The sequence below is a fragment of the Streptococcus sp. 79 genome, assembly GCF_013277425.1.
Lineage (GTDB): Bacteria > Bacillota > Bacilli > Lactobacillales > Streptococcaceae > Streptococcus > Streptococcus pseudopneumoniae.
The window spans coordinates 1-2,299 of record NZ_VMMW01000132.1 but is presented as its reverse complement, the minus strand read 5'-3'; the positions used below and the strand labels follow the sequence as shown (position 1 = coordinate 2,299).

Below are 2,299 nucleotides of genomic sequence, written 5' to 3'. Positions count from 1 at the left end.
CTCATTAAATCGGGATTTGACGAGCAAGTTTAGTTCATCTAACTGCAATTTTCTTTTAGTAATAAGCCTTTTAATCGTATTAAGAATACAGATAATGTTCTCTTGTTCTTCGATACCTAGCAATTCTAATTGTAAATCAAGTAATATATTCTTGTTTAAATGAGGAATTGTTGCCCCTGTTGAATGATCTCGTAAATACTGCGATTTACTTTCCAAAAAGACTCCCAAGTAATCTGATATAATTTTTTCTTTGTATCGCTCATTCTTTTTTAAGACCGTAATTGTACTACCAACAGCTCCCGATAACCCATAGCCAACTGTTCCTGCATTAGCACCATCCCATGCTATCAGAATATCATCTGGTAGTGCTTCAGTCATATTTAAACTTTCAGTGAATTTTAAATTATTATTATTTCTTAAATCATCTATTTGAATATAACGTTGGCTTAGAGTTGTTTGTTCAGCAAGTACAGTGGCTTTCTTGCCTTTTTTTAGAGATAAGACTTCCCCCAACTTCACTTTTTTCATACAGCCACCTCCCTACTTGAGTAATTTTTCTAATTCAGCCAAGCCAGCTTGAATTTCTTTTTCTAAATCATTGATTTTCTTTAAGATGACTTCTGTTGGTTCATACTCAACTTTTTCATACTCAATCTCTTTATATTTATTGATAGACAAATCATAATCATTTTCCTTTATCTCATCAACTGGAACAAAGAAAGATTGATCCGTTCTCTGACGTTCTGCTTCTTTTTCAAGATGATGAAAGCGTTCGATAATATCTGAAATATCATTGTCGCTAATCGGTTGTCGCTTATCATCCAAACTTAAACCATCCGCTTTCATATCGTAAAACCAGACCTTGTCAGTACCACCATTGCCAGTTTTTGTAAAGATGAGAATGGCAGTTGAAACTCCAGCATAAGGCTTGAAAACACCACTAGGCATTGAGATTACAGCATCAAGCTTATGGTTCTCTACAATTTCCTGACGAATTCCTTTATGAGCTTTCGACGAACCAAAAAGGACACCATCAGGTACGATAACTGCTGCTCGTCCACCTGGTTTTAAAGTTCGCAAGAAAAGAGAAAGAAAGAGTAATTCTGTTTTTTTGGTTTTTACGGTTGCAAGAAGGTCATTAGAGGTTGAATTGTAGTCAAGTGAGCCCTTAAAAGGAGGATTTGCTAAAACCAAAGTATATTTATCGGCTTCTTCATTATCTTGAGACAGCGAGTCAAGGTAACTGATTTGTGGATTTTCTACTCCATGTAGCATCATGTTCATCGCCCCAAGTCTCAACATAGTCGTATCCGTATCATTTCCATGAAACATCTGATTATGAAAATGATTGATATTATCTGTATTGGTTTCCCATTCATCTTTCTTACGCTTTAAGTAACGGCTAGCAGATACTAAGAAGCCAGCAGAACCCATAGCGGGATCTGAGATGATATCTTTGATGGTCGGTTGCATCAACTCAACCATCATATCGATGATGTGACGAGGTGTACGGAACTGTCCATTTTTACCTGCGGTCGACAATTTTGATAACAGATATTCATAGATATCTCCGATATCAGTAATACTTTGTTTGTCATTATCAAAATCTATATCTAATCCCCTAGTTGGAAAAACATCTAAGATAGAAATTGCCTTTTGAAGCGTAGCAGGTTTATTTATTTGAAAAATAGCTTCTCGCATATATCGTGAAAAGGCTGTATCATCTGTATCCCCCTTGAGATTTTTAATAAACGGAAAAATCTCCTGAGTCATTAAACGATAAACTTCCTGAGCATCTCCTATATTTTTAAAAGTTGACCAACGGTATTCAGGTTTATCTTTTGGAAAAACTCCCTCATAAGGAATCCCTAAAAATTCAGCATCACTTTCACGTCCAAGTTCGACACTATCCAAATCTTTCATAAATAAGAGATAAGTCAACTGTTCAATATTTGTTAAAGGATTTGCATTTCCTTCTGTCCAAAGAATTTCCCACAACTGATCGATTTTATTTTTTAATTCGCCTGTAATCATATCTTCCCTTTTCTTTAGTTTTTAAAACTTAGTAATATCATTATTTTATCAGATTTCAAACAAAGCTTCAATTAACTATATCTATGCGTCACCTGAATATTTTATACTCTTCAAAAATCTCTTCAAACCACGTCAGCTTCACCTTGCCGTAGGTATATGATACTGACTCTGTCAGTTCTATCCACAACCTCAAAACCATGTTTTGAGCTGACTCTGTCAGTTCTATCCACAACCTCAAAACCATGTTTTGAGCTGACTCTGTCAG

2 protein-coding genes are annotated in these 2,299 nt (G+C 35.3%); both read right to left on the bottom strand.

What is annotated here, in order from left to right; all coding sequences use genetic code 11:
• Positions 1–528 (bottom strand): restriction endonuclease subunit S (locus tag HT729_RS11625; protein ID WP_172929874.1); only part of this gene is annotated, 528 nt, incomplete at its 3' end.
• Positions 529–540: 12 nt separating this feature from the next.
• Entirely contained in the window at positions 541–2,034 is a 1,494-nt protein-coding gene (locus tag HT729_RS11620) for a class I SAM-dependent DNA methyltransferase (protein ID WP_172926259.1), read from the bottom strand.
• Between the last annotated feature and the right edge of the window lie 265 nt (positions 2,035–2,299).

What these genes read in the sequence shown, in the direction of transcription:
- HT729_RS11620 (WP_172926259.1), bottom strand. Translation starts at nt 2,034, where the DNA reads ATGATTACAGGCGAATTAAAAAATAAAATCGATCAGTTGTGGGAAATT.